The 21,088-nt window shown below is 52.9% G+C and carries 18 protein-coding genes and 1 pseudogene; 10 read left to right on the top strand and 9 right to left on the bottom strand.

Annotation, left to right across the window (positions count from 1 at the left end):
- Positions 1 to 139: 139 nt before the first annotated feature.
- From lldD to JGF26_RS19405, 7 genes are all read right to left on the bottom strand, one after another.
- Positions 140 to 1,327, bottom strand: coding sequence for a quinone-dependent L-lactate dehydrogenase (gene lldD / locus JGF26_RS19435; RefSeq protein WP_028017882.1), 1,188 nt, complete (start codon positions 1,325 to 1,327; stop codon positions 140 to 142).
- Positions 1,324 to 2,097: a transcriptional regulator LldR gene (gene lldR, locus JGF26_RS19430; protein ID WP_028017883.1), complete on the bottom strand. Its 774-nt coding sequence runs from the start codon at positions 2,095 to 2,097 to the stop codon at positions 1,324 to 1,326. The genes lldD and lldR overlap by 4 nt, the downstream gene beginning before the upstream one ends.
- On the bottom strand, positions 2,094 to 3,749 hold the full coding sequence (gene lldP / locus JGF26_RS19425; RefSeq protein WP_134708574.1) for an L-lactate permease: 1,656 nt from the start codon (positions 3,747 to 3,749) through the stop codon (positions 2,094 to 2,096). The genes lldR and lldP overlap by 4 nt, the downstream gene beginning before the upstream one ends.
- 279 nt (positions 3,750 to 4,028) lie before the next feature.
- Positions 4,029 to 4,391: a YibL family ribosome-associated protein gene (locus JGF26_RS19420; protein WP_024906604.1), complete on the bottom strand. Its 363-nt coding sequence runs from the start codon at positions 4,389 to 4,391 to the stop codon at positions 4,029 to 4,031.
- Between the two features lie 58 nt (positions 4,392 to 4,449).
- The gene (gene mtlR, locus JGF26_RS19415; protein ID WP_128348976.1) at positions 4,450 to 5,040 is read right to left on the bottom strand and encodes a mannitol operon repressor MtlR; all 591 of its coding nucleotides are present in this window, start codon (positions 5,038 to 5,040) and stop codon (positions 4,450 to 4,452) included.
- Positions 5,037 to 6,185, bottom strand: coding sequence for a mannitol-1-phosphate 5-dehydrogenase (gene mtlD / locus JGF26_RS19410; protein ID WP_129325170.1), 1,149 nt, complete (start codon positions 6,183 to 6,185; stop codon positions 5,037 to 5,039). Before mtlD ends, mtlR begins: the two co-directional genes overlap by 4 nt.
- Before the next feature lie 109 nt (positions 6,186 to 6,294).
- Positions 6,295 to 8,202, bottom strand: a complete 1,908-nt coding sequence (locus JGF26_RS19405; RefSeq protein WP_028018223.1) for a PTS mannitol transporter subunit IICBA — start codon at positions 8,200 to 8,202, stop codon at positions 6,295 to 6,297.
- A gap of 657 nt (positions 8,203 to 8,859) precedes the next feature.
- On the opposite strand from JGF26_RS19405, the gene JGF26_RS19400 reads away from it, so the two are divergent.
- From JGF26_RS19400 to aldB, 7 genes are all read left to right on the top strand, one after another.
- Complete coding sequence (locus JGF26_RS19400) at positions 8,860 to 9,216, top strand: DUF3302 domain-containing protein (protein WP_028018224.1); 357 nt, start codon at positions 8,860 to 8,862, stop codon at positions 9,214 to 9,216.
- Between the two features lie 2 nt (positions 9,217 to 9,218).
- On the top strand, positions 9,219 to 10,355 hold the full coding sequence (locus JGF26_RS19395) for an HlyD family secretion protein (RefSeq protein WP_028018225.1): 1,137 nt from the start codon (positions 9,219 to 9,221) through the stop codon (positions 10,353 to 10,355).
- Between the two features lie 90 nt (positions 10,356 to 10,445).
- A complete protein-coding gene (locus JGF26_RS19390; RefSeq protein WP_134708573.1) occupies positions 10,446 to 11,054 on the top strand; it encodes a glutathione S-transferase in 609 nt (202 codons plus the stop codon).
- A 103-nt stretch (positions 11,055 to 11,157) separates the two neighbouring features.
- Positions 11,158 to 12,543: an L-seryl-tRNA(Sec) selenium transferase gene (selA, locus tag JGF26_RS19385; RefSeq protein ID WP_134708572.1), complete on the top strand. Its 1,386-nt coding sequence runs from the start codon at positions 11,158 to 11,160 to the stop codon at positions 12,541 to 12,543.
- The gene (selB, locus tag JGF26_RS19380; protein WP_134708571.1) at positions 12,540 to 14,384 is read left to right on the top strand and encodes a selenocysteine-specific translation elongation factor; all 1,845 of its coding nucleotides are present in this window, start codon (positions 12,540 to 12,542) and stop codon (positions 14,382 to 14,384) included. The genes selA and selB overlap by 4 nt, the downstream gene beginning before the upstream one ends.
- A 179-nt stretch (positions 14,385 to 14,563) precedes the next feature.
- Positions 14,564 to 15,715, top strand: coding sequence for an L-threonine dehydrogenase (yiaY, locus tag JGF26_RS19375; RefSeq protein ID WP_028018229.1), 1,152 nt, complete (start codon positions 14,564 to 14,566; stop codon positions 15,713 to 15,715).
- Positions 15,716 to 15,800: 85 nt separating this feature from the next.
- Complete coding sequence (gene aldB / locus JGF26_RS19370) at positions 15,801 to 17,339, top strand: aldehyde dehydrogenase AldB (protein WP_028018230.1); 1,539 nt, start codon at positions 15,801 to 15,803, stop codon at positions 17,337 to 17,339.
- On the opposite strand, the gene JGF26_RS19365 is transcribed toward aldB, so the two are convergent.
- Positions 17,336 to 18,301 carry a LysR family transcriptional regulator gene (locus JGF26_RS19365; RefSeq protein WP_134708570.1) on the bottom strand — a complete coding sequence of 322 codons (966 nt, stop codon included), beginning with the start codon at positions 18,299 to 18,301 and terminating at the stop codon, positions 17,336 to 17,338. The two genes, aldB and JGF26_RS19365, sit on opposite strands and share 4 nt — an antisense overlap.
- A 117-nt stretch (positions 18,302 to 18,418) precedes the next feature.
- Between JGF26_RS19365 and JGF26_RS19360 the strand changes: the two genes are divergently transcribed.
- The 3 genes from JGF26_RS19360 to JGF26_RS19350 all read left to right on the top strand — a co-directional run bounded on the left by JGF26_RS19360 (position 18,419) and on the right by JGF26_RS19350 (position 19,977).
- Positions 18,419 to 19,159 (top strand): MipA/OmpV family protein, encoded by a 741-nt coding sequence (locus JGF26_RS19360; RefSeq protein WP_108089339.1) that lies wholly within the window; start codon positions 18,419 to 18,421, stop codon positions 19,157 to 19,159.
- A gap of 210 nt (positions 19,160 to 19,369) precedes the next feature.
- Positions 19,370 to 19,555 carry a type II toxin-antitoxin system HicA family toxin gene (locus tag JGF26_RS19355; protein ID WP_041911637.1) on the top strand — a complete coding sequence of 62 codons (186 nt, stop codon included), beginning with the start codon at positions 19,370 to 19,372 and terminating at the stop codon, positions 19,553 to 19,555.
- A gap of 14 nt (positions 19,556 to 19,569) precedes the next feature.
- A complete protein-coding gene (locus JGF26_RS19350) occupies positions 19,570 to 19,977 on the top strand; it encodes a type II toxin-antitoxin system HicB family antitoxin (protein ID WP_108089340.1) in 408 nt (135 codons plus the stop codon).
- A gap of 3 nt (positions 19,978 to 19,980) precedes the next feature.
- Here the strand turns inward: JGF26_RS19350 and JGF26_RS19345 are convergent.
- A pseudogene (locus JGF26_RS19345) lies at positions 19,981 to 21,058 on the bottom strand (type I restriction endonuclease).
- Positions 21,059 to 21,088 lie beyond the last annotated feature (30 nt).

Here is a 21,088-nt window from a genome sequence, read left to right as displayed (position 1 = left end):
TTGCTTGTCTATACAATTGCGCGCGGCAGGTTGATGTCAAATTTTCTTATCCAATATGTTATCTGGATGTTATTTTTGGCATAAAAAAGCGCCCGAGGGGGAATCGGGCGCGTGAAAAAGAGGTGTTAATGGGGAAGACTCAGGCTGCGTTTCCCTGAGCAAGCGGAGCCAGCGCCGCCGGTAATTTGCTTAACTCCTGCACCAGGGAATCCTTGCTGATCTCACTAATCGTTTTCGCGCCAGTTAACGTCATCGCCACCTTCATCTCTTTTTCGATCAGGTTCAGCAGGTTTGCCACACCCGCCTGGCCCGCCGTCGCCAGCGCATACAGATACGCACGCCCCAGCAGTACGCTGTCAGCGCCCAGCGCGATCATACGCACCACGTCGAGCCCGCTGCGGATGCCGCTGTCGGCCAGGATAGCGATGTCGCCTTTCACTGCATCGGCAATGGCAGGCAGGGCTCGTGCGGAAGAGAGCACACCGTCAAGCTGGCGTCCGCCGTGGTTAGAAACCACAATCCCGTCAGCGCCAAAGCGTACTGCGTCGCGGGCGTCTTCCGGGTCGAGGATCCCTTTGATCACCATCGGGCCGTCCCAGAAATCGCGGATCCACTCCAGGTCTTTCCAGGAGATGGACGGGTCGAAGTTATTTGCCAGCCAGCCGATGTAATCTTCCAGTCCGGTAGGTTTACCAAGGTAAGCCGAGATGTTGCCCAGATCGTGTGGACGGCCGTTCAGACCGACATCCCAGGCCCATTGCGGATGCGTCACCGCCTGCCAGTAACGGCGCAGGGCGGCATTCGGGCCGCTCATGCCTGAGTGAGCATCACGGTAGCGTGCGCCGGGGGTTGGCATATCGACGGTAAAGACCAGCGTTGAGCAGCCCGCCGCTTTGGCACGCTCCAGCGCATTACGCATAAACCCGCGATCGCGCAGAACGTACAGCTGGAACCACATCGGGCGCTTGATGGTTGGAGCGACTTCTTCAATCGGGCAGACGGAAACGGTGGAGAGGGTAAACGGAATGCCTTTGGCATCTGCAGCCGCGGCCGCCTGTACTTCGCCACGACGGGCGTACATGCCGCACAGGCCTACGGGGGCGAGGGCGACCGGCATGGAGAGCGTTTCATTGAACAATTTCGTCTCAAGGCTCAGGTCAGACATATTCTTCAGCACGCGCTGGCGCAGAGCCACTTCCGACAGGTCTTCCACGTTGCGACGCAGGGTGTGCTCGGCATAGGCCCCGCCGTCGATATAGTGAAACAGGAAAGGTGGCAAAATGCGCTGCGCCGCGGCGCGATAGTCACTGGCTGCTGAAATAATCATGCTTTGTTCTCCCTGGAAATATCACTGTCGCCAGGCAGACGGGTAATACGCGCCTGTCGGGCCTGATCTTCATCGAATCGTTTAATGGTGGTGTGTACGAAGCCCAGATGCGCCATCATCGCTTTGCGCGCGGCCTCGGCATCACCGGCCAGAATGGCGTTGAGCACCGCCTCGTGTTGTTCGGTCAGCTGGGCAAACACCGGCGGAACCAGATACATACGCTGGCGGCTCTGCTTCACGGAGGATTGCAGCAAGTCGAAGAAACCGCGCATGGTCTGCAGCAGAACCACGTTGTGTGATGCCTCGGCAATCGCCAGGTGAAAGCGCACGTCCGCCTGGGAGGCGATATCCGGGTCACTGCTTTGCGTGGCCTCAAAACAGGCTCTTAGCTTCTCTTTATCGGCCTCGGTTGCCCGCATGGCTGCATGCCAGGCGGTACTGGTTTCGATGGCGTGACGCGCTTCAAGGATGTCGAAGCTGTAGTCCGGGTCGTTCTCCATCAGCGTTTTCAGTGGCTGAACGATGTTTTGCTCAGACCAGTCATCATGCTGCCAGCGGACAAACGTGCCACCACCGCGGCGGCTTACCAGTACCCCTTCGCTGACCAGTGTTGCCAGTGCCTCACGCAGCGAATTACGTGATACACCAAGCTGGGCGGCGAGCTGGCGTTCGGCGGGCAATTTCATGCCCGCTTCCAGCTGTTGTTCTTCAATCAGCGCCCGCACGCGAGAGGCTATCTCGTCGGACAGGCGTCTGGGCATCACTATCATGGAATCATCCAGGTTAAGACATAGGCCTGCAGGGTGGTGATCACCCCGACCATGCAGGTGAATATCAGGCTGTGTTTCACGGTAAAGCGGAACAGGTCCGACTCTCTACCCACCAGTCCCACCGCAGCACAGGCAATGGCGATAGATTGCGGGGAGATCATTTTCCCGGTCACGCCGCCAGTGGTGTTAGCTGCCACCAGAAGGACATCTGACACACCAATCTGTTGGGCCGCCGTTGCCTGCAGAGCAGCAAACAGGGCGTTAGACGAGGTATCTGAACCGGTCAGGAACACCCCCAGCCAGCCGAGGAACGGCGAGAAGAAGGTGAAGGCGTGGCTGGTATGGGCCAGCGCCAGCGCCAGCGTCGATGACAGGCCGGAGTAGTTCGAGATAAACGCGAACGCCAGCACCATGCCGATGGAGTAAATCGGCAGCATCAGCTCTTTAATGGTCGCCGCAAAGGTCTGTACTGCAGCGACAGGCTTCATGCGCAGCCAGACAACAGAAAGGATAGCGGCGAACAGAATCGCCGTACCGGTCGCGGAGAACCAGTCGAATTTGTATACCGCGGCATACGGCGTTGCGGTGTGGACCACTGGCGGCATACGGGCGACCATCTTGTCGAGGAACGGCACGGAGATGTTAATCACCATGTCGTACAGTGCGCCACCCGGTGCGAAGAGGGCTTTAAACGGTGGGATGCTCCACAGCGTCACCGTTGCGGTCAGGAACAGGAACGGCGACCAGGCACGGATCACCTGTCCTGCCGTATAGCCTGTACGCGCCAGGGTTTGATCGACCTGAGAGGCGCCCATATCGGCAAAACGGAAAATACGTACCGGCTGCCAGCGCTTCAGGAACAGCGTCAGACAAACCAGCGAAACCAGCGAAGAGATAATGTCCGGCAGTTCAGGGCCGAGGAAGTTGGAGCTGAGATACTGGGCGATGGCGAACGAACCACCTGCCACCATCACCGCAGGCCAGGTCTCCTTCACGCCGCGCCAGCCGTCCATAATCGCCATGATCCAGAACAGCACGATAATGGTCAGGAACGGCAGTTGGCGGCCCACCATCTGGCCAATCTCGAAGCTGTCCAGCCCGGTGACCTGTCCGGCCACCAGAATTGGAATGCCCATCGCACCAAACGCGACGGGGGCGGTGTTCACAATCAGGCACAGACCCGCGGCATACAGCGGGTTAAAGCCCAGACCGACCAGCAGCGCGGCGGTGATCGCCACCGGTGCGCCAAAACCTGCTGCCCCTTCCAGGAACGCCCCAAAGGAGAAGCCGACAATCAGCATCTGCAGGCGCTGGTCCGGCGTGATGGAGAGGATTGACGAGCGAATGATGTCGAACTGCCCGGTTTTCACCGAGATTTTATAGACAAAGACCGCGGCGATGATGATCCACGCAATCGGCCACAAGCCGTAGAAGAAACCGTAGACGACAGAGGCCAGTGCGCGATCGACCGGCATTTTATAGAAGAACAGCGCCACCATCAGCGCGATAGCAACGGTATACGTCGCGGCGAGGTAGCCCTTCAGCTTGAGCTTAATCAGCGCAAAGAAGAAGAACAGGATCGGAAGCGATGCGATCAGGCTCGACAGCCAGATATTTCCGGCCGGGTCGTAGTTTTGTTGCCAGAGGCTCATGCAGGTCTCCTGGGGACCAGACAGCCTGCGCTGCGGGTGAGTCTCCGCTCAACTCTGCGTCACAGGTTGTGTAAAAGTGGTCCTGCCAATGTTGTGTTGTAGGGTTAATGACAATGAATGGTTAACCAGATGTTATGAGCTGGCAATGGTTTTGTGAGCAGAAATGATGGATTTGTGAAGCGGGGAAGAAAGAAACAGGGGATTGGTTGGGCCAATTTGAAGCGGGGTGGAGCCTGATGCCCTCACCCCGAAGCTCTCCCACAGGGAGAGGGGGAATGATCAGAACGCGGTCTTACAAAAACCCGTCATCTCTTTCAGGCCCATTTCACGGCCCAGCTCGGTCATCGGGTGCACCACCACCAGACCACGAACGCTTTTCTTCAGCTTGCCCATGTCGGCCTGCTCTTTTTTGGTGATCGCACGGCGGTGCGGCATGTTCATCAGCTTCTGCGCTTCTTTGCTCAGCTTCTGACCTTTGACTTCGCGCAGGCGCTCGATTTCGGTTTCCAGCGTGGCGACCTCTTTTTCCAGCTCAGCGTACTTCTCGGCGGAATCGACCAGTGACAGGCCAGCCATCTGGTGGCGGATCAGATCCAGACGGTCGCTCAGGCGTTTAATTTCGTTCTTTTCGACTTCTTTCATGACAAATAACTCTGAAAACGGGGAATTTACAGGGAAGGATACACCAATGTGAGCAGGCTTACTTCTGAAACGCTTTTTTTAAGCTGATTCGGGAAATCAGCTCAGTCAGGGAGAGGACCATTGTGGAGCGAACAACCTGTTGATAACGCAGCTTTTGCATCGCGTATAGCTCAGGATCGCTGTTATCAAACTGAGGTGCCGGGGGAAGGGCGGTGACGCAATGCAACTCGCCGAAAGGTCCAAGGATCTCATCATCGGTAAAGGTGTACTCATTACCGTCATGATTTAACTCTTCGCGCAGCGCCATCAACAGCTCAGCGTCTTCATACTCTGGCCTGCTCAGCACACCAAGGCCATAAATCAGCTTCAGACGCACTGAGAGATCGCCCAGCGGGCCGTCTCCGTCCAGTAACGGTTCTACAGCATATTTTACCGCGTAGTCGTCTTTGCGAAACACCTGAAGCACCAGGATATTCACCGCCTCGGTTAGCAACTCGACGGCGGCAATCAGGAAACTTCGTACGGTTTTGCCAGCATTCAGACGCTCAAGCACACGATTTTCAAAGGCCTGGGTTTGTTCCATTATTGCCTGCATATCTGACAATCTGTAATCAGGGCGCAGGATTACCTGCGCCACACTCTGCATCATTTGGTTGCGTTATATGCGTTAACCGCCTCCACAACCACGTCGCTGTTGGCGTCCAGACCTGAAATCTGCGCCAGCGCAGCCTGCGCGCCTTTATCATTAATCAATTGAGCCAGTTCCTGCGCCTGAGGATCCTGCTCGCTGCGGTAGTGCATTGCGGCGGCAATCCCTTTCACCAGGTTGGCGTGCGGCAGACCGTATTCCAGCGTGCCCAGCAGCGGTTTAATCAGGCGATCGCCCGCGCTCAGCTTGCGCAGGGGCTGACGGCCAACGCGCTCAACGTCATCTTTCAGATACGGGTTTTCAAAACGACCGAGGATTTTCTGGATGTATGCTGCGTGTTTATCAGCATCAAAACCGTAGCGTTTGATCAGCACCGCGCCGCTCTCTTCCATTGCCCCTTTTACCACAGCGCGAATGTTCTCATCGAGAATCGCGTCACGGATGGTCTGATGACCGGCCAATTTTCCGAGGTACGCGGTTATAGCATGCCCGGTGTTCAGCGTGAAGAGTTTGCGTTCGACAAATGCCATCAGGTTATCAGTTAATTCCATCCCCGGGATGGTTGGCAGCGCGCCTTTAAACTGCGTTTTATCGACGATCCACTCGCTGAAGGTTTCAACGGTCACTTCCAGCGGGTCGTGGGTGGCGGATTCAGACGGTGGGACGATACGGTCAACGGCAGAATCAACAAACCCCACGTGCGCTTCAACCCAGGCTTTATCTTCGTCGGCAACAGCGGCGAGCACATGGCCTTTCAACTGCGTGGTGCCACGCACCATGTTTTCACAGGCGATGATGTTCAGCGGGGTATCAATGTTCTGCGCTTTACGTTTTGCGAGGCCTTTCGCCACTGCAGGAGCGATACGCTCAAGCACGACCGGACCCACGGCGGTGGTCACCAGGTCAACGCTGGCAATAAGGTCGATAACGTCGTCGCCAATGCTGCTTACGGCATTCACACCTGAAACCGTTTCAACCTGCTCGTTTTCTCCAACCACGTGTACCTGGTAGCTATGACGGGCATTCAGGGCGTCTAGCACCACCTGGTTCACATCGGCGAATGTCAGTGTAATGCCCGCGTCTGCCAGCAGTTTGCCGATAAAGCCACGACCGATATTACCTGCGCCAAAATGTAATGCTTTCATAGTGTTAACCTTCATCAATGTTTTTTACCCGAGAGGGCTGGGGTGAGGAACCGCATAACTTTCCCCTCACCCTAGCCCTCTCCCCAGTGGGGAGAGGGCGGAAATGGGCTTACTTGTTCAGCAGCGCCAGTACTTCTTCCACGCTGGTGGTGCTGGCCAGACGCTCAATGACAGACTCATCATCCAGGGCGTTAGTCAGGCTGGTAATCACCTGAATGTGCTCGTTATTGCGAGCGGCGATACCAATCACCAGACGGGCGATGTCGTCTTCTTCTTCACCGAAGCGCACACCCTGCGGATACTGACAGAATACGACGCCGGTTTTCAGCACGCGATCTTTCGCTTCAACCGTACCGTGCGGAACCGCGATAGATTCACCCAAGTATGTTGGCGTCAGTTTTTCACGTTCCAGCATCGCATCAACGTATTCAGGTTGAACGTAGCCACCTTTCACCAGTTGCTCACCGGCAAAGCGAATCGCCTCTTCTTTGGTAGCAGCAGTACGACCGAGGAAGATGTTCTCCGCACCCAGTTTGAACAGGTGGGCGTTGCTCTCGTCGAAACTGTCCTGCAGGCTGGAGCGCACTTTCACTTCGTTGTCTTCGTGACGCTGCGCGGCAACCAGACGCTCGGTCAGGCTGGTGTACAGGCCGCTGTCGAGGAAGTTGGTCAGCGAAATATGCTGTGCCTGCGGAACCTGACGCATGGCGCGTTCGGTCAGATCGCGGTGCGTGATAACCAGGTCCACATCCGGTGGCAGACTGTTGATGGCGCTGTTGGTCACAGAGATGTTAGTCAGACCCGCATCCTGCACTTTTTTACGCAGCACACCTGCACCCATTGCGCTGGAACCCATACCGGCGTCACAGGCAACGATGATTTTACGCACGTGGCTCAGGTCGTTAGAGACATCACCAGCCGCCAGCGGTGTAGCACCTTTGGATTCCGCTTTCATGTCGTGCATACGACGGGTAGCCGCTTCGATATCATCATCTTCTTTCACTTTGCTGGTTTTCAGCAGGATAGAAGAGACCACGAAGGAGACCGCCATTGCTGCACAGATAGCCGCGATGTTTGCGAAGTAAGCCCCTTTTGGCGTCATCGCCAGTACCGCCAGGATAGAACCCGGAGACGCCGGAGAAACCAGACCACCGCCCAGCACGCTCAGTGTGAACACACCGGTCATACCGCCGAGGATAACGGCCAGGATCAGACGCGGATTCATCAGCACGTACGGGAAGTAAATTTCGTGGATACCACCCAGGAAGTGAATGATAGCCGCACCGCCCGCAGACTGCTTCGCGCTACCGCGACCAAAGAACATGTACGCCAGCAGAACACCCATACCCGGGCCCGGGTTCGCTTCAATCAGGAAGAAGATGGATTTGCCAAGCTCATGAGACTGCTGAATACCCAGCGGTGAGAAGATACCGTGGTTGATGGCGTTGTTAAGGAACAGGATTTTCGCCGGCTCAACAAAGATAGACGCCAGCGGCAGCATGTCGTGAGCAACCATGAAGTTAACGCCTGCTGCCAGAATTTTGGACAGTACTTCAACCGCAGGGCCAATGCCGAGGAACGCCAGAATCGCCAGGATCATACCAATGATGCCTGCGGAGAAGTTGTTCACCAGCATTTCGAAGCCAGAGCGAATCTTACCGTCTACCCAGGAGTCAAAGTGTTTGATTGCCCAGCCGCCCAGAGGACCCGCAATCATTGCGCCCAGGAACATTGGCATATCCGCACCGACAATCACACCCATTGTGGTGATTGCACCCACTACACCGCCACGGTCACCGCCCACCAGACGACCACCGGTGAAACCGATGAGCAGCGGCAGCAGATAAGTAATCATTGGGCCAACAAGTTTCGCCAGCGTTTCGTTAGGCAACCACCCTGTCGGAATGAACAATGCGGTGATGATACCCCACGCGATAAACGCGCCGATATTTGGCATCACCATGTTGCTGAGGAAACGACCAAAGCTTTGTACTTTGATCTTGAAATCGGATGACATAAAACACCCCTTCTTCTGTTTACGCTTAGGCTTGCGGCCCGAGGTTTATTGTTAATGTGAGGCGGCAGAGGTAGCCGGGCCCTGTTCATGCTGTGAAATCTGGCACTGAATCGTTCAACTGTCCAGATGACGAAAATTTGTGTGATTTATGTCACGTAAATGTAGGGGGTGTGGATATCAATGTGGTGATCTGAATCACAAATTAAGTGGGCAAAAAAAATACGATGACGAAAAATAGAGCAGAAATGACCCTTTTTTGTGATTTTTGTCACATTTGATCCTGGCGGATTTGTCTCTGTATTGTGACTTATTTCACAAAATATTTTTATGCAGAATTCTCCGGCTGTGATCCTTAACAAATTCTGTCTTGCGATTTAGCGTCAGGATGGCATGGGGCGACACAGAAAGCTAAAAAACCACTTTTCAGATGTGGTATGGCGAAAAGTGTAAACGTGGATTACGCTCATATTGTAAGGTTAAGTCTATTATTATTCAGGTTATATTTTGACACGTTTATAAACTTGCATGGAGATATTATAAAAATCCATACTCCCCGGCTGCTGAAATAGCAAGTGATTACTGTTCCTATAAAAAATTAATTAGGTTGCGTACCGTTTTATTAATTTAATGAGTTGACGTTGTTTAAGTGAGGAGAATATGTTTCTCAACTATTTTGCGCTGGGCGTATTGATTTTCGTATTCCTGGTCCTTTTTTACGGCGTCATAGCCATTCATGACATCCCGTATAATATGGCCAAAAAACGTAACCATCCCCATGCCGATGCGATTCATACGGCAGGATGGATTAGCCTGTTTACGCTCCATGCTATATGGCCGTTCCTGTGGATCTGGGCCACGCTTTACCGTGAAGATCGCGGCTGGGGGATGCAGAACCACATCTCGAAGCCTGATGAGGTACCGGGCATGGATGCACTGACCAAACGCGTGGCGGAGCTTGAACAAAAGCTGGCAGCGGCACAACCCACAGCTGATAAGAACACGCTGGAGCGCTAATCATGGATCTGTTGATTGTTCTGACCTATGTGGCATTTGCCTGGGCCATCTTTAAAATATTCCGTATTCCCGTTAACCAGTGGACGCTCGCCACCGCGACATTAGGCGGGATATTTATTGTTGCCGGACTTATCCTGTTAATGAACTATAACCACCCGTATACCTTTACGGCTCAAAAGGCGGTTATTTCTATTCCGATTACGCCGCAGGTCACCGGGGTGGTCAGTGAAGTGACTGATAAAAATAATCAGCTCATTAAAAAAGGTGAAGTGTTATTTAAACTTGATCCAGGCCGTTACCAGGCGCGTGTAGACAGACTCCAGGCTGACCTGGTCACTGCGACGCACAACATCGACAACCTCAAGGCACAACTGTCAGAAGCGGTAGCCAACACCACGCGGGTGTCTGCGGAACGCGATCGTCTGTATAAAGATTATCAGCGCTACCTGAAAGGCAGTCAGGCAAAGGTTAACCCGTTCTCTGAAAGCGATATCGACAATGCGCGCCAGAACTATCTGGCACAAGACGCGCTGGTTAAAGGCTCTGTAGCCGAACAGACGCAAATTCAGACTCAGTTAGACAGCATGGTTAACGGTGAGCAATCTCAGGTTGCCTCTTTGCGCGCCCAGCTTGCCGAAGCCAAATACAACCTGGAACAGACCGTAGTGCGTGCGCCAAGCAATGGCTATATCACCCAGGTACTGATTCGTCCGGGGACGTATGCCGCCGCGCTGCCTCTGCGCCCGGTGATGGTCTTTATCCCGGAACAGAAACGTCAGATTGTGGCGCAGTTCCGTCAGAACTCGCTGCTGCGTCTGAAACCGGGCGATGAAGCTGAAGTGGTGTTCAACGCGCTGCCGGGTCAGGTCTTCTCCGGTAAGCTCACCAGCATTCTGCCGGTGGTGCCGGGTGGATCATATCAGGCTCAGGGTGCGCTGCAGTCTCTGACGGTGGTTCCGGGTACGGATGGCGTGCTGGGTACTATCGAGCTTGACCCGAATGCCGATGTCGATGCACTGCCAGACGGTATTTATGCTCAGGTGGCGGTTTATTCGGACCATTTCGCCCATGTTTCGGTGATGCGTAAGGTACTGCTGCGTATGACCAGCTGGATGCACTACCTCTACCTCGATCACTAATCCTTTCAGGGCAGGAATGCGACATGCAGACCTGCCCTTTTTTCGTCGCTTGATCCATACTGATTTTTTTCCGGCATCAAGGATCAGGCAATGAAACTCATCGGTAGCTACACCAGTCCCTTCGTGCGAAAAATCTCTATTCTCCTGCTGGAGAAAGGGATTGAATTTGAATTCGTCAATGAACAGCCTTACAACGCCGAAAACGGCGTCGCGCAGTACAACCCGCTAGGTAAAGTCCCGGCACTGGTGACGAACGAGGGTGAATACTGGTTTGATTCCCCGATTATTGCGGAGTACATCGAGCTGCTGGGCGTCGCCCCGGCAATGCTACCGGCTGACCCAAAAGCCGCGCTGGTTGTGAAGCAAATTGAAGCCCTGGCCGATGGCATTATGGATGCGGCGTTAACTTCCGTACGCGAGCAGGCAAGACCCGCCGCCCAACAGTCGGAAACAGAACTGCTACGCCAGCGTGAAAAAATCAGCCGCAGCCTGGATATGTGTGAGCAGCTCATCCAGGAGGGAAAAATCCAGCCTGACAGAGTGGATCTGGCGACAATAGCGATCGCCTGCGCCATCGGTTATCTCAACTTCCGTCATGTTTCCCCTGGCTGGTGTGTCGATCGCCCGTTGCTGGTAAAACTTGCCGAAACGCTGTTTAGCCGCGAGAGTTTTGCCCGCACCGAACCGCCAAAGGCTTGATGCGGGTTATAACACTTCGCTGCCGGAGGCGGTACAATCCCTCCACATGTTAACTCCCTCTCCCGTCGGGAGGGGGGATGATATTTACTCGCCAGGCGCTTTCATGACTACTCATCATTCGCTGTACAGCCAAATTCCCGCTACCGACCGTCTTCTTCGCGAGCCTCGCATTCATGCTGCTGTTGAGCGTTTCGGCCATACCGCGACGGTTGAGATGTTACGGTTGCTTCAGGATGAAGCCCGACACCACATTCAGGCAGAAAACACACTACCCGACTGGTGCACGGCGTGGGAGCAGGAAGTTGAAAAGCGGCTGGACGAGAAAACGCAAAGTGCACTTCGTCCGGTGATTAACCTGACGGGTACGGTACTGCACACCAACCTGGGGCGCGCGCAACAGGCGGAAGAGGCGGTTGCTGCGGTCGTGCAGGCCATGCGAATGCCTGTGACGCTGGAGTACGATCTGGACGGTGCAGGGCGCGGACATCGTGACCGGGCACTGGCGGACCTTCTCTGCCAGCTGACCGGCGCGGAAGATGCCTGCGTTGTGAATAACAACGCCGCCGCGGTGCTGCTGATGCTGGCGGCCACCGCTAGCGGCAGAGAGGTGGTGGTTTCCCGCGGTGAGCTGGTTGAGATTGGCGGCGCGTTTCGCATTCCGGACGTGATGCGTCAGGCGGGCTGTTCGCTGCATGAAGTGGGCACCACTAACCGCACTCATGCGAAAGATTATCGCGCGGCGGTGAATGAAAATACCGCCCTGCTGATGAAGGTTCATACCAGCAATTACCATATTGAAGGTTTCACCAAAACCGTTGAAGAAGCTGAGCTGGCAGCGATTGGGCGCGAGCTGAATATACCGGTGATTGCCGATCTCGGTAGTGGTTCCCTGGTCGATCTCAGCCAGTACGGTTTGCCAAAAGAGCCGATGCCACAAGAGATGATTGCGGCGGGTGTTAGCCTGGTGAGCTTTTCCGGCGACAAACTGCTGGGGGGGCCGCAGGCGGGGATAATAGTGGGTAAGCGTGAGCTGATTGCGCAGTTGCAGCAGCATCCGCTCAAGCGAGCCCTGCGCGCGGATAAAATGACGCTCGCGGCACTGGAAGCGACATTGCGGCTCTATCTGCATCCGGAGAAACTGGCTGACCGCCTGCCCACGCTGCGTTTGCTAACCCGGGATGCCGCTTCAATTCGTGCACAGGGTGAATTGCTGCTACCCCGAGTTGCCCCTCATTACCCTGATTTTGACGTTCGCATTGAACCCTGCCAGTCGCAGATTGGCAGCGGTTCACTGCCAGTGGACAGACTGCCGAGTGAAGCGCTCACGTTCACGCCGCGTGACGGGCGCGGTAGCCACCTTGAAACCCTGTCGTCGCGCTGGCGCGCGTTGCCGACGCCGGTTATCGGGCGGATTTACGACGGCAGAATGTGGCTGGATCTACGCTGCCTTGAAGATGAAGAGCGATTTCTGGAGATGTTGTTGAAATGATTATTGCCACCGCCGGTCATGTCGACCACGGAAAAACCACGTTATTGCAGGCGATTACGGGCGTAAATGCCGATCGTCTTCCGGAAGAGAAAAAGCGCGGCATGACCATCGATCTGGGCTATGCCTACTGGCCACAGCCTGATGGTCGCGTGCTGGGCTTTATTGATGTTCCGGGGCATGAAAAGTTTCTGTCCAACATGCTGGCGGGCGTGGGGGGGATCGATCATGCCCTGCTGGTGGTGGCCTGCGATGACGGCGTGATGGCGCAAACGCGCGAGCATCTGGCGATCCTGCAGCTGACGGGCAACCCGCAGCTAACCGTTGCGCTGACCAAAGCCGATCGCGTGGATGAGGCGCGCATCAGTGAGGTGCGCGAAACGGTACAGGCGACCTTACGTGAATATGGTTTTGCCGATGCGCCGCTTTTTGTCACCGTAGCGACTGAAGGTCGCGGTATCGACGCAATTCGCCACCACTTACAGCATCTCTCTTCGCGCGAGCACGCCAGCCATCATCGTTTCCGTCTGGCGATTGATCGGGCGTTTACCGTTAAAGGTGCGGGTCTGGTCGTCACGGGTACGGCGCTAAGCGGCGAAGTGAGAGTGGGTGACAGTTTATGGCTGACGGGCGTTAACAAACCGATGCGCGTGCGCGGTTTACATGCGCAAAACCAGCCCGTAGAGCATGCTCATGCCGGGCAGCGAATCGCACTCAATATTGCCGGTGATGCGGAAAAAGACCAGCTTAACCGTGGTGACTGGCTGTTGGCTGATACCCCTCCAGAACCGTCTGAGCGCGTGATCGTCTCCCTGCAGACGCACATGCCGCTGACTCAATGGCAACCGCTGCATATTCATCACGCGGCCAGCCATATTACCGGACGCATCTCGCTGCTGGAAAACGACCTTGCCGAGCTGGTTTTTGATTCACCACTCTGGCTTGCGGATAATGACCGTCTTGTTCTGCGCGATATTTCAGCGCGGGAAACGCTGGCCGGGGCGCGAGTGGTGACACTTCACTCACCGCGACGTGGCAAGCGTAAACCTGAGTATCTGCAATGGCTGTCTGCTCTGGCGCAGGCGACGGATGATAAAACAGCGCTGCTGGTTCATCTCGAGCGCGGTGCGGTGAATCTTGCTGACTTTGCATGGGCTCGCCAGTTGAGTGAGGAAGGTTTACGTCAGCTGACCCAGGAGCCGGGCTTTATTCAGGCTGGCAACAGCCTGCTGAATGCCCCGGTGGCGGCGCACTGGCAGCGTAAAATATTGAACACGCTTGCGACTTACCATGAACAGCATCAGGATGAACCGGGCCCCGGCCGCGAGCGTCTGCGCCGCATGGCGCTGCCGATGGAAGACGATGCTCTGGTGCTGCTGTTGATTGAAAATATGCGCGAAACGGGGGCGATTAAAAGTCACCACGGTTGGCTGCATCTGCCGGATCACAAAGCCGGGTTTACCGCTGAGCAAGAGGCAGTATGGCAAAAAGTGGCATCACTGTTTGGCGATGAGCCATGGTGGGTTCGCGATCTGGCCCGCCAAACGAATACTGACGAGCAAGTGATGCGCCAGGTATTGCGCCATGCGGCGCAGCAGGGGCTTATCGTCGCGATCGTGAAAGATCGTTATTACCGTAACGATCGCATTGTTGCGTTTGCCAACCTGATCCGTGAGCTGGATCAGGAACGAGGCTCTACCTGTGCAGCCGATTTCCGCGACCGTTTGAATGTTGGCCGCAAGCTGGCGATCCAGATCCTGGAATATTTCAACCGTATCGGGTTTACCCGCCGTCGCGGAAATGATCATTTATTACGCGATTCACTATTATTTCCGCAAACATAAAACAGGAATTAATACAAAAATAGAATAGATAGAAAGAGATTTAAATATTAATTCACACCTTCGCAGGGTTAAATTTATTCAACCTGCGAAGGTCTTCGCAAAATCATATTTTTGATCATGTTTTTTGAGTAATCTTTACCTTATGCTGCAGACAATTTTTATCTCTTTGAGGAAATATCATGGCTGCATCTGTATTTTATATTCCTTCCGTGAATATTATTGGTTCTGATTCATTAAACACCGCAATGGATACCATGCGCGACTACGGCTGGCGCCGCGCGCTGATTGTCACCGATACCATGCTGAGCAAGCTGGGTATGGTCTCCAGTATTCAACATGCTCTGAAAGAACGTGATATTTCCAGCGTTGTGTATGACGGCACGCACCCTAATCCGACGACAGCAAATGTGGCGGCAGGTCTGGAAATATTAAAAGCAAATCAGTGTGACTGTATTATTTCACTGGGTGGTGGTTCACCTCACGATTGTGCAAAAGGTATTGCGCTGGTGGCAGTGAACGGCGGTGATATTCGTGATTATGAAGGTGTCGATCGCTCTGCAAAGCCCCAATTGCCGATGATTGCGATTAATACTACCGCGGGTACGGCTTCGGAAATGACGCGTTTCTGTATTATTACTGATGAGACGCGTCATATTAAAATGGCGATAGTGGATAAGCACGTTACGCCAGTACTGTCCGTTAACGATTCCTCGCTCATGTCAGGAATGCCACCCTCACTGACAGCGGCAACCGGTATGGATGCCCTGACGCATGCGATTGAAGCGTATGTGTCTGTGGCGGCCACACCTATTACCGATGCCTGCGCGCTGAAAGCGGTGACGATGATTAGTGAAAACCTGGTACATGCCGTTGAAGATGGCAGTAACGCTCAGGCGCGTGAAGCGATGGCCTATGCACAATTCCTCGCTGGAATGGCGTTTAACAATGCTTCACTAGGCTATGTACACGCGATGGCGCATCAGTTGGGTGGCTTCTACGATCTGCCGCATGGCGTCTGTAATGCTGTACTGCTTCCACACGTTCAGGTGTTTAACAGCAAGGCTGCGGCGGGGCGTCTGCGCGACTGTGCAAAAGCCATGGGCGTGAATGTGAGTGAGATGACCGACATGCAGGGAGCCCAGGCCTGCATCGTTGAGATCCGTGCGCTGGCCCGCAAGGTCAATATCCCGGCGGGCCTTCGCGAACTGAACGTCAAAGAGGAAGATATTCCGGTCCTGGCAACCAATGCGCTGAAGGATGCCTGTGGGTTCACCAACCCGGTTCAGGCGACCCATGAAGAGATAATGGAAATTTACCGCGCCGCGATGTGACCCTTGTCGTAAACCCGTCACCGGCTGGCGAGAAAATCGTCAGTCGGGACTACCCTTGTTGTACACCAACAGCAAGGAGACGGTCATGACAAACAATCCTCCCTCATCGCGTATCCAGCCTGGCGAGTATGGTTTTCCCCTCAAGCTGAAACCCCGTTATGACAACTTTATTGGCGGTGCCTGGGTGGCTCCCGTCGACGGCGAATACTATTCCAACCTGACCCCCGTCACCGGTCAGCCGCTTTGTGAGATAGCCAGCTCCGGCAAGCGTGATATCGATCTGGCGCTGGATGCGGCGCATAAAGCGAAAGATAAATGGGGCCATACTTCCGTCCAGGACCGTGCGGCCATATTGTTCAAGATTGCCGACCGGATGGAGCAAAATCTGGAGCTGCTGGCGACGGCGGAAACCTGGGATAACGGCAAGCCTATCCGGGAAACAATGGCGGCAGATGTGCCGCTGGCCATTGACCACTTCCGCTATTTTGCTTCCTGTATTCGTGCTCAGGAAGGCGGAATCAGTGAGGTCGACAGCGATACCGTGGCGTATCACTTCCACGAACCTTTGGGCGTGGTGGGGCAAATCATTCCGTGGAACTTCCCGCTGCTGATGGCGAGCTGGAAAATGGCACCTGCGCTGGCAGCAGGGAACTGTATTGTCCTCAAACCGGCGCGCCTGACCCCGCTGTCGGTCCTGTTGTTGATGGAAGTGATTGGCGATCTGCTGCCACCGGGGGTGGTCAACGTGGTGAACGGTGCCGGAGGTGAAATTGGTGAATATCTGGCGACCTCAAAACGTATCGCCAAGGTGGCATTTACCGGGTCGACGGAAGTGGGTCAGCAGATCATGCAGTACGCGACGCAGAACATCATTCCGGTAACGCTGGAACTGGGCGGTAAGTCTCCGAATATTTTCTTTGCCGATGTGATGGATGAAGAAGATGCCTTCTTCGATAAAGCCCTGGAAGGGTTTGCTCTGTTTGCCTTCAATCAGGGGGAAGTGTGCACTTGCCCGAGCCGGGCGCTGGTTCAGGAGTCAATTTACGAGCGCTTTATGGAGCGCGCGATCCGTCGTGTGGAGTCTATCCGCAGCGGTAACCCGCTTGATAGTGTCACCCAGATGGGGGCGCAGGTTTCTCATGGACAACTGGAAACGATCCTCAACTATATTGATATCGGCAAGAAAGAAGGGGCAGATATCCTGACCGGTGGCCGCCGTAAAGTGCTCGGTGGGGATCTGCAGGAAGGGTATTATCTTGAGCCGACGATCCTGTTCGGTAAGAACAATATGCGAGTCTTCCAGGAGGAAATTTTCGGACCGGTGCTGGCAGTGACGACCTTCAAAACGATGGAGGAGGCACTGGAAATTGCGAATGACACACCGTATGGCCTGGGGGCGGGTGTCTGGAGCCGCAACGGTAATCTGGCTTATAAGATGGGAAGAGGCATTCAGGCCGGTCGTGTATGGACTAACTGTTACCATGCCTATCCGGCGCATGCGGCATTTGGTGGTTATAAGCAATCGGGCATCGGGCGTGAAACGCACAAGATGATGCTGGAGCATTACCAGCAGACAAAATGTCTACTGGTCAGTTATTCCGATAAACCTCTGGGACTGTTCTAATCACTCCGCTCAGGCCGTCCATTGACGGCCTGAGCAATTTGCTGGCGCAGGCAGTTTAGTACGCCATCCAGGACGTATTGCACACGCCAGGGTTGATATTCGCGCTTGCGGAATATGGTCGTCAGGTCGAGCCACCACTCCTCCTGATGCGGGAAGCAAGGGACCAACATTCCCTGAGTTAATTCTTTTTTCAGGCTCTCTTTGGGAGCAAAAACAATTCCAAGGTTATTTCTTGCCAGTTCCAGGGCCGTCTGCGTATTGTCGCAAATATAGTTCCCGGTCACTCTATAATCATGGATCTCATCGCTGCCATGCACGCGGAAACGCCAGATGTTTGCATCATCAACCAGCATGGAGTCTATAAGAATACAGGAGTGGTTAATTAAATCTTCAGGTCCCGTTAAGGGGTGTTTATTTAAATACTCTTTGGTTGCAAATGCTGTGACCGAATATTTTGTTAAAACACTCGCAACCAGACTTTCGTCTTTCGGTTGCGCATAGGTGATTAAAATATCGCAGTCATCAGGAAAGGAAACACCTTCTGAATATTCATTCCGATCCAGGTTGTACGTTTTCAGGGAGATGCGGATATCACCGATGTCCTCTATCTTGTGGATCACGTGTCGCGCGAGGTAGGTCACAATGCCCGTAGGGGCATAGATTGTCACTTTTCCACGTTTTTCGTGCTTATAATCAGCAATGAAATTAACAAGTTGGCTGTTTTTGTCCAGCGAGGCGTTAATGTAAGGGAGTAATGCTTCACCGAACTGGGTCAGGGCCAGCTGGCGCGTGGTGCGCTCAAAAACCTTAAGTCCAACCCGTGTTTCAAAATCAGAGAGATATTTACTGACGTTGGCCTGCGCCATGCTCAGCAGGGCGGCGGCATCGCCAATACTGTGGGTTGCTGCGATGACGGATATAATTTTTAATTCGCGTGGCTTTAGTTGTAATTTACTCATCATGCACACCAATCTATATGATTTTATATATAATATTATATAAAGCGCAGCGTTGCATTGACAAATTTGTAACCATTATTATTCGCCTCGCTTGTTTGGCGTTTAAATGGATTACATGTAATGACTATTAAATACAATTTACTCATCGCTGCCACGTTATTTGCAACATCATCTGCAATGGCCGGTGACTTTTCACTTGGAGCGGGGGCTGTATTTAATGAGTCTCCTTACAAAGGATATAATGAAAATACAACGGCAGTACCGTTAATTAGCTACGAAGGCGATCGTTTCTATGTGCGCCAGACCACAGGAGGGTGGATCCTGTGGAAAGATGCCAAAAATGAATTCAGCCTGACCGCATCCTGGATGCCGCTCCATTTTGATCCTGATGACAACGACGACCATCAGATGAAAAAGCTTGATGAGCGAAAAGCCTCTGCCTTCCTCGGTGGCGCATACTACCGCCATGAAAACTGGGGTTCGCTGAAAGTGGCGGTCTCTGGTGATGCCACGGATGAAAGCGGCGGTGTGATCGGTGAGGTATCCTACTTCCATCCAATCCGTATGGAACGCCTGACTCTGACGCCATCTGTCGGTATTTTCTATAGCGATGAGAGCTATAACGACTACTACTACGGTGTATCCGGCAGTGAGTCTCGTCGCTCAGGCCTGGACGAATACACCGCAGGTGACAGCTGGACGCCATACGTTGGTCTGGCGGCTAAATATCAGTTAACCCAGAAACTGTTCCTTAACGCCAGTGCGGTTTATACCGTGTTACCTGATGACGTGAAGAACAGCCCGATGATCGACCGTGACGACAGCTTCGCGCTGATGACCGGCCTGACCTGGCGTTTCTGATGCGGTAAAGCCGGGTGGCGGCTTCGCCTTACCCGGCTTACGATAGCCCCTGCATTTTTATCTGCAATCGACTGTAATCCCCTTTTCTTTTCCCGATACTTCTTCCCGTTCCGACAAAAGCGGCTGCACTGGTGTTTCTCAATACGCTAATGTGATTCGACCCGGTAGTGATGGTGTGTGTCATGTGTATAATCATGGAAGGATTGGGATGTGAAAAGTGCGGATGTGATTACTGTTCTGATCGGTCATGGCTGGAAATGTGTCAGAACGAAAGGAAGCCATCATCAGTTTCGCCATCCCGAACAGAAAGGGCTTGTTACTGTCCCACATCCTAAGAAGGATATTAAACCGGGCACTCTCGCGCAGATCTGGCGGCAGGCGGGGATTAAACACTGATATCAGGAGTAGTTATGTTTTATCCGGCTTACATTCATTCTGACTCAGACGGAAGTGCCAGCGGTTTTTTCCCTGACGTTCCAGGTTGTTTTTTTGCAGGTGTTTCCCTGGATGAGGCTTTTCAGGATGCTCGTGATGCTCTCACTGCACACTTCGAAGCGCTGTTTGAAGTAGAGGAAACATTGCCTCTTCCGGGTAATGTTGAAACACATCTGGAAAGTCGTCCTGATGACTTCATTGGTGGGCAATGGCTGCTGGTGGACATTGATATGAAACAGTTTGATGGCAGGGCAGAGCGTATCAACATCACCATGCCCCGTCGTTTACTGGTAAAGATTGATTCCTTTGTCAGTGAGCATCCTCAGTTTAGCAACCGAAGCGCATTTCTGGCTGAGGCAGCACGTCGCGTGCTGCCCCGGTAAAAATTAATTATACAGAGCTGCTGTTGCTTTCAGGATATCTGCAAAGGAATAGATATCATCGACTGTCGTTATTGGGTGACGCGTTTCGTTTTTTTCTATGTCGAAAAGTCCGATGTATTTTTGCGTGCGATTAAAATGCAATCGGCAAAGGGGTTTGCGGTTGTTATCATCCACAAGGATACCAAAGTAGCTTTTGGTATCTCTGTGAGTGATACGAGGTGCCTCCAGTACCGCTCTGGTGATTGCTTTAACAATATGATATCCCTCGAGCTCCTCTAGCGTTGTTACCACATCGCTTTCGTCTTTATGTTCGTCTTCCTCAATATGCGATGACTCATTTGGAGTTTCGATGATCGCTGGGGTTATGCCTGTAATGGCTGACTTGAGGCGCTCATTTACCTGATCATTTATGTACTGGCTTGCAGCTTTTTTAGTCAAATTTAAAAAAGACTCTCTGACTTTTTGGGTGAGAATCCCATCATAAACTCGGGATGCAAAAAATTTCACAAAGTCATCTTCAGGGTTATTTAGCTGAGAATGCAGGATTTTTTTGATTTGGCTGACATATTTTAATTCACCAGCAGCATTGATAATTGATTCCAAATCAAACGAAGATTTAGTTAATTTTTTTTAACTCAGGTATTATATTTTCGTCAATATCAAGAAGATCTACCTCCAAAAAAGGTTTTTCATCCATTTTATTAGGAGCATCCAGATCGGTAAAGAATTTATAATTTTGTCCATTGGTGAGGATTGAGATTCTGGCATTTGTTACATGAAAATACCTGAATAACTGCGAGGTATGATTTATATTCAATGGTTCGCCAATTTTTTTACATTCAATAAGTATCTGTACATCATTGTTTTTCATTATAGCATAATCGATTTTCTCACCTTTTTTTGTACCGATGTCACAGACAAACTCAGGTGTCACCTCTGAAGGATCAAAAACATCATAGCCCAGGACATTATGAATGAACGGCATTACAAATGCAGTTTTTGTTGCTTCTTCAGTATTAATTACATCAAGTTGTTGTTTTATTTTATTTGATAAGGCATTTAACCTTTCAGTGAATTCCATGGGATATCCTTATTTTGAGCTGTGTGTCTT

Origin of the sequence: Enterobacter sp. E1 (genome assembly GCF_016809815.1) — a bacterium.
Lineage (GTDB): Bacteria > Pseudomonadota > Gammaproteobacteria > Enterobacterales > Enterobacteriaceae > Enterobacter > Enterobacter adelaidei.
The sequence above is the reverse complement of the archived record's forward strand: the minus strand, read 5'-3'. Positions and strand labels throughout refer to the sequence as shown.